Raw genomic sequence first — 648 nt, forward strand, 5'->3', positions numbered from 1 at the left:
AGTTTGTGGATGGATCAACTCGACGAGCCGCTCATGGCGCGGCCAGCGCTGGAGCAGGATCTGGATGTCGACGTGGCGATCATTGGCGCCGGGTACACCGGGTTATGGACGGCGTACTACCTGAAGAAACTCGCCCCCGGCCTGGACATCGCCATTATCGAGGCACAAACCGCCGGTTTCGGCGCGTCCGGGCGCAATGGCGGCTGGCTGATGGGCAATATGCTGGGCGAGGATCGCTTGCTTGCCGGTTTGTCGCCGCAACAGCGTCGCGCCTCGTTCGATCTGCTGCACTGCATCCCCGATGAAGTGGAGATCGTCCTCGAACGCGAAGGTATTCACTGCGATTATCGCAAGGGCGGCGTGTTGTATTGCGCGGCACGCTACCCCGAGCAGGAAGCCACTCTGCGCGACTACCTGACCAAACTGCACAGCCAGGGCCTGACAGACGACGACTACCGCTGGCTCAGCCCTGAACAACTGGCACAACAGATTCGCGTGGCCAAACCGTACGGCGGCATCTTTGCGCCGCACGTAGCGACCATCCACCCGGCGAAGCTGGTGCGTGGCCTGGCGCGGACGGTTCAGGGCATGGGCGTGCAGATCTACGAAAACAGTCCGGTCACCCATTGGCAGTCGGGCAGCTTGCGC

At 62.7% G+C, this 648-nt stretch carries 1 protein-coding gene; it reads left to right on the plus strand.

Annotated features, from left to right (window positions below):
• On the plus strand, positions 1-648 hold a 648-nt coding region (locus tag DBR24_RS28615), incomplete at both ends, for an FAD-binding oxidoreductase (protein ID WP_128616378.1).

The sequence above is a fragment of the Pseudomonas sp. HMWF006 genome (genome assembly GCF_003061205.1).
Taxonomy (GTDB): Bacteria; Pseudomonadota; Gammaproteobacteria; order Pseudomonadales; family Pseudomonadaceae; genus Aquipseudomonas; species Aquipseudomonas monsensis.